At 74.4% G+C, this 6946-nt stretch carries 1 protein-coding gene; it reads right to left on the reverse strand.

Annotation, left to right across the window (positions count from 1 at the left end; genetic code table 11):
* A partial coding sequence (locus tag AQI95_RS34970) for a type I polyketide synthase (protein WP_159056634.1) occupies positions 1-6916 on the reverse strand: 6916 nt, incomplete at its 3' end.
* Positions 6917-6946 lie beyond the last annotated feature (30 nt).

Genomic DNA, 6946 nt, shown 5'->3' on the forward strand with positions numbered 1-6946 from the left:
TCCCCGAACCGGAGACCACACCGGCGGCGGCCTCGCCCTGGGCGAGCGCACGCAGCCCCGCCAGCGCCTCCTCGTCCGAACCGGCGACCACCACCGCACGCTCGCTCAGCAGCGCCCGATCGGAGACGAGTGCCCCGGCCACCGACGCGAGCGGCACCTGCCCGGCGTCCTCGATGAACGCGGCAAGACGCTCCGCCTGGCCCGCCAGCGAACCGGCACTGCGCGCCGACACCACCAACGGCACCACACCACCCGGGACCGGCTCGTCCGAGCCGGACTTCGCCGGCTCCTCGGGCGCCTCCTCCAGGATCAGGTGCGCGTTCGTCCCGCTGATGCCGAACGAGGACACCCCGGCGCGGCGCGGACGACCGTCGCGCGACCACTCGCGCGCCTCGGTCAGCAGCTCGACGGCGCCGTCCGTCCATTCCACCTTCGTCGTGCGCTGCTGCGCGTGGAGCGTCGGGGGGAGCACACCGTGCCGCAGCGCCTGCACCATCTTGATCACACCGGCCACGCCGGCAGCGGCCTGCGTGTGCCCGATGTTCGACTTCAACGACCCCAGCCACAAAGGCTGTTGGGGATCACGGCCCTTCCCGTACGTCGCGAGCAGGGCCTGCGCCTCGATCGGGTCGCCGAGGACCGTACCCGTGCCATGCCCCTCGACCACGTCCACATCCGCCGGACCCAGACCCGCGTTGGCCAGGGCACCCCGGATCACCCGCTGCTGCGAAGGACCGTTCGGAGCCGTCAGGCCGTTGGACGCACCGTCCTGGTTCACCGCGCTGCCCCGCAGCACGGCCAGAACCTTGTGGCCGCGCTCCCGCGCCACCGACAGACGCTCCAGCACGACCAGGGCCACGCCCTCGGAGAGCACGGTGCCGTCGGCGTCGTCCGCGTACGCCTTGCAGCGGCCGTCGGCGGCCAGGCCACGCTGGCGCGACATGCCGAGGACGCCGATCGGCGATCCCATCACGGCGACGCCGCCCGCGAGCGCCATGGAGCACTCGCCCTGCCGCAGCGCCTGCGCCGCCAGGTGCATCGCCACCAGCGACGACGAGCACGCCGTGTCCACGGTGACCGCCGGGCCCTCGAAGCCGAACACGTACGAGATGCGGCCCGAGGCCACGCTTCCCGCGGTGGCGGTCGTGGCGAAGCCTTCGAGTTCGGCGGGCATGCTGGTCAGGGACTCGACGTAGTCGTGGATGGAGACGCCGGAGAACACGCCGATGTTGTCGCCCCGGGCCGTGGTCGGGTCGACGCCCGCCCGCTCCAGGGCCTCCCAGGAGGCTTCGAGGAGGAGCCGCTGCTGCGGGTCCATCGCCAGCGCCTCGCGCGGCGAGATCCCGAAGAAGCCCGCGTCGAACAGGCCCGCGCCCTTGAGGAAGCCGCCCTTGGTGGAGTACGAGGTGCCCGCGTGGTCCGGGTCGTCGTCGAACAGGCTCTCCAGGTCCCAGCCGCGGTCGTCCGGGAAGGTGGACATGCCCTCGCGGCCCTCCTGCACCAGCCGCCACAGGGACTCGGGGCTCGTCACCCCGCCGGGCAGCCGGCACGACATGCCGACGATCGCGATCGGCTCGTCGGGGTCCGTACCCGCGGCGGCGGTCGCGGCAGGTGCGTCGGCCGCCGCCGTGTCGCCCAGTTCCTCGCGCAGATAGCGGGCCAGGGCCTGCGGGGTCGGGTAGTCGAAGATGAGTGTGGCGGGCAGCTTCACTCCGGTCGCCGCGCTCAGCCGGTTGCGCAGTTCGACGGCGGTCAGGGAGTCGAAGCCGATGTCGCTGAACCTCTTGGCGCCCTGGGCCAGATCGGGGCTGGTGAAGCCGAGTACGGCGCCCGCCTCGGCCTGGACCACGGACAGCAGGACGCTCTCCTGCTCGTCCGGGGAGAGCCCGGCGAGCCGGCGGACCAGCGCGCTGCTGTCCCCGGCCGCCGCCCGCGCCGTGCGCCGACCGGCGCGTACCAGGCCGCGCAGCAGGTGCGGGACTCCCCCGTCGGCCGTGGCCTGGCCGCGCAGCGTCTTCAGGTCCAGCTTGATCGGCACGAGGAGTGCCTGGCCCATGTGCAGGCCGGTGTCGAAGATGCGCAGGCCCTCGGCCTGGGTCAGTGCGAGGACACCGCCGCGGCTCATGCGGGCCTGGTCGACGGCGCTGAGGTGCGCGGTCAGGCCGTCGCTCTGCTCCCACAGGCCCCAGGCCAGGGAGAGGCCGGGCAGGCCGGCCGCGCGGCGGCCCGCCATCAGTCCGTCGAGGAAGGCGTTGGCGGCGGCGTAGTTGCCCTGGCCTGCCGATCCCATGAGGGCGGCGGCGGAGGAGAACACGACGAACGCGTCGAGGTCCAGGTCCCGGGTCAGCTCGTCGAGGTGGCGCACCGCGTCCACCTTGGGTGCGAACACCGCGGCGAGGCGCTGCGGGGTGAGTGCCGCGATCACGCCGTCGTCCAGCACACCGGCCAGGTGCACCACGCCGGTCAGCGGGTGCTCCTCGGGCACGGATGCCAGCAGTGCCTCGACGGCACGGCGCTCGGAGACGTCGCAGGCCGCGACGGAGACCTCCGCACCCAGCCCGGTCAGCTCGGCGACCAGCTCCGGCACGCCCTCGGCGGCGGGGCCGCGCCGGCCGGCGAGGACGAGGTGGCGTACGCCGTAGCGGGTGACGAGGTGCCGGGCCACGAGGCCGCCCAGGGAGCCGGTGCCACCGGTGAGCAGGACCGTGCCTTCCGGTCCGAACACCCCGGGGGTGTCCGGGACTTGGCCGGTGACACGGGCGAGGCGGGGCGCCGACAGCGCCGCAGCGCGCACCGCGACCTGCGGTTCGCCGCAGGCGAGGACCGCGCCCAGGACGGCTGCCGGTCCTTCGACGGTGGCCGGGTCGGTGTCGAGGAGGACGACCCGGTCCGGGTTCTCGGCCTGCGCGGCGCGCACCAGACCCCACACCGCCGCTCCGGCCGGGTCGGTCACCACGCCGTCCCCGGCGGGCACCGCGCCCCGGGTGTGCACCACGAGCCGCGACTGGTCGAGTCCGTCCGTGGCCAGCCACGCCTGGAGCACGCTCAACACCCGTGTGGACAGGGCGAGTACGGCGCTCTCGCCGTCGCCGCCGACGGCGGTGAGAACCGCGACCGGCGGTGCCGCGGCGGTGCCGGCCAGGGTCGTGACGTCCTCGGCCGTGGCCACCGGCGCCCACGCCGCCGCGGGCACGGCGCCCTGCGCCGGGGGCAGCTCGGTCCACTCCACGCCGAACAGCGCGTCGCGGCTCTCGTCCGCCGCCGCCGCGTCGAGCTGGTCGGTGGAGACCGGCAGCGACACCAGCGAGTCCATCGTCACGACCAGGCCACCGGTCTCGTCGGCGGCCTGGAACGACAGCGCGTCCGGGCCGCACGGCGCGACCCGCACCCGCAGCGCCGAGGCTCCGGCGGCGTGCAGGACGAGGCCGTTCCACGCGAACGGCAGCACCTTGCGGTCGTCGTCCGGGTTGGCGAGGGCGTTCGTGTGGAGTGCGGCGTCGAGGAGGGCCGGGTGGATGCCGAACCGGCCCGCTTCCTCGCGCTGTTCGTCGGGCAGGGCGACCTCGGCGAAGACCTCCTCGCCGCGCCGCCACACCGCGCGCATGCCCTGGAACGCGGGCCCGTAGGCGTAGCCGCGCTCGACGAGGTCGCCGTAGAAGTTGTCGACGTCGACGGGCTGTGCGCCCGGCGGCGGCCACGCGGCGAAGTCGACGTCGGCCCGCGGGTCCTTCGGCGCGGACGACAGGAGTCCGGTGGCGTGCCGCGTCCAGGCGCCCGTACCGTCCTCGCTCGCGTCGTCCTCGCGCAGGGAGTACACGTCCACGGTGCGTGTGCCGGTCGTGCCCGCTCCGCTCACGGCGACCTGGACGCGTACCCCGCCGCGCTCGGGCAGCGCCAGCGGCGCCTCGATCACCAGCTCTTCCAGGACGCCGTAGCCGAACTCGTCGCCGGCGCGGACGGCGAGGTCGACGTACGCCGTGCCAGGGACGATGACGACGCCGCCGATCGCGTGCCCGGCGAGCCAGGGGTGCGACTGCAGCGAGAGGCGCGAGGTGAAGACCAGGCCGTCGGACTGCGGCAGTTGCACCACCGCGCCGAGCAGCGGGTGGTCGGTCGCGGCCAGTCCCAGCGAGGCCGAGTCCGTGGCCGAGTCGCCCATCCGCAGCCAGTAGTGCTGGTGGTCGAAGGCGTACGTCGGCAGGTCCACCGGGGCCGAGCCGGCCGTGGCGGGCAGCACCTTGGCCCACTCCACGGGGACACCGCGCACGAACAGCTCCGCCATCGAGGCGAACAGGCGGCGCGGGCCGCCCTCCTGGCGGCGCAGCGAACCGGTCACCACCGCGTCCACGTCACCCTCGGCGTCGTACACGATCTCCGTGATCGGCTGGACGAGGACCGGGTGGGCGCTGATCTCGACGAAGGCGCCGTGTCCCTGGCGGATCAGCTCGGCGACGGCCGGGCCGAACCCGACCTGGCCGCGCAGGTTGCGGTACCAGTAGCCGCCGTCGAGGACACCGGCCTCCTCCACCCAGGCGCCGGTGACGGTCGAGTAGAAGGGGATCGCCGGTGCCTGGGCGGTGATACCGGCCAGCGTCTCGGCGAGGGCGTCGCGGATCCGCTCCACGTGCCGGGAGTGCGAGGCGTAGTCCACGGCGATCCGCCGCACCCGTACGCCCTGGTCCTCCAGGGTGTCCAGCGCCTCGTCCAGCGCCTGCGCGTCTCCGGCGATCACCACGGAGGAGGGGCCGTTGACCGCGGCCACCTCGACCCGGTCCGCCCAGCGCTCCAGACGCGCGACGGCCTCGTCCTCGCTCAGCGCGACCGAGGCCATGCCGCCGCGTCCGGCGAGCTGCCGGCCGATGGCCTGGCTGCGCAGCGCCACCACCTTCGCCGCGTCCTGAAGCGACAGCGCGCCGGACACGCAGGCGGCGGCGATCTCGCCCTGCGAGTGGCCGACCACCGCGTCGGGCTCGACCCCCGCGGACGCCCACACAGCGGCAAGGCCGACCATCACGGCGAAGCTGGCGGGCTGGACCACGTCCACCCGCTCCAGCAGTTCCGGCTCGGCCTCCCCGCGCAGGACATCGACGAGCGACCAGTCCACCCATCGGTCGAGGGCGGCCGCGCACTCCACGATCCGCTCGGCGAACACCGGGGACGACTCCAGCAACTCCCGGCCCATGCCGACCCATTGGGAACCCTGGCCCGGGAACACCCACACCAGCTTGCCCGGCGTCCCCGAGCCGGAGACCACACCGGCCGCGCTCTCGCCCTGTGCGAGCGCCCGCAGCCCGGCCTGCGCCTCCTCGTGCGAACCGGCCACCACCACCGCACGCTCGCCCAGCACCGCGCGGCCCGTCACCAGGGCGCGGGCGACGTCCGTCAGCGGCACCGCCTCGGCGCCTTCGACGTACGCGGCCAGCCGCTCCGCCTGGGTCGCCAGGGACGCGGCGGTCTCCGCCGAGACCACCAGCGGTACGGCGCCGGCGGGCGCGGCCTGCGGTGCGGCGGGCGGCTGCTGCTCGTCCTGCGGCGCCTCCTCCAGGATCAGGTGCGCGTTCGTCCCGCTGGCACCGAACGAGGAGACACCGGCCCGGCGCGGCCGGCCGTCGCGCGGCCACTCACGGGACTCGGCCAGCAGCCGGACCGCGCCCGCGGACCAGTCCACCTGGGGGGTCGGCGCGTCCAGGTGCAGGGTCGCCGGGAGCACTCCGTGGCGCAGCGCCTGGACCGTCTTGATGACACCGGCCACGCCGGAAGCCGCCTGGGTGTGCCCGATGACGGACTTGACCGAGCCGAGCCACAGCGGCTTCTGCGGGTCCCGGCCCTGCCCGTACGTCGCGAGCAGCGCCTGTGCCTCGATCGGGTCGCCGAGGACCGTGCCCGTGCCGTGGCCCTCCACCGCGTCGACGTCGGCCGGGGAGAGCCCGGCACCGGTCAGGGCCTTGCGGATCACGCGCTGCTGGGCGGGGCCGTTCGGGGCGGTCAGTCCGTTGGACGCGCCGTCCTGGTTGACGGCGCTGCCACGGATCACCGCGAGGATCCGGTGACCGCGCTCCTTGGCCACCGACAGCCGCTCCAGGAGCAGGACGCCCACGCCCTCGGCCCAGCCGGAGCCGTCGGCGCCGGCGGCGTACGACTTGCAGCGCCCGTCGAAGGCGAGGGCCCGCTGCCGGGCGAAGCCGACGAACCCGCCCGGCGTCGCCATCACCGTGGAGCCGCCCACCAGCGCCATCGAGCACTCGCCGCGGCGCAGCGCCTGCGCTGCGAGATGCGTCGCGACCAGCGAGGAGGAGCACATGGTGTCGACGGTGACCGCGGGGCCCTCCAGTCCGAGGGTGTAGGCGACGCGTCCGGAGGCGACGCCGCCCGAGGTGCCGAGGGCGCGTTCCAGGCTGAGGAAGTCCTCGTGGCCGCTCAGGTCGGGGGCGTAGTCCTGGTGCACCATGCCGGCGAACACCCCGACGTCACTGCCGCGCACCGAGTGCGGGTCGATGCCGGCCCGTTCGAGGGCTTCCCAGGACACTTCGAGCAGCTGGCGCTGCTGGGGGTCCATCGCCAGGGCCTCGCGGGGGGAGATCCCGAAGAACGCGGCGTCGAACTGGCCCGCGTCATGCAGGAAGGCGCCCTCGCGCACATACGTGGTGCCGGGGTTGTCGGGGTCCGGGTGGTAGAGGCCCTCCAGGTCCCAGCCCCGGTCCTCGGGGAAGGAGGTGTAGACGTCGGCGCCCTCGGACACCACCCGCCACAGATCCTCCGGGCTGCGGATCCCGCCGGCGTACCGGCAGGCCATGGAGACGATCGCGATGGGCTCCGTGGCCGCAGCCGCGAGATCGCTGTTCTCCTGCTGAAGCCGAGCGTTCTCCTTCAGCGAGGCCCGCAGTGCCTCGACAACCTGCTCGTCCGGCGCGGACATACCCATCCTCCACGATTCCTTCGCCATCAG

The organism is Streptomyces yokosukanensis, assembly GCF_001514035.1.
GTDB classification, from domain to species: domain Bacteria; phylum Actinomycetota; class Actinomycetes; order Streptomycetales; family Streptomycetaceae; genus Streptomyces; species Streptomyces yokosukanensis.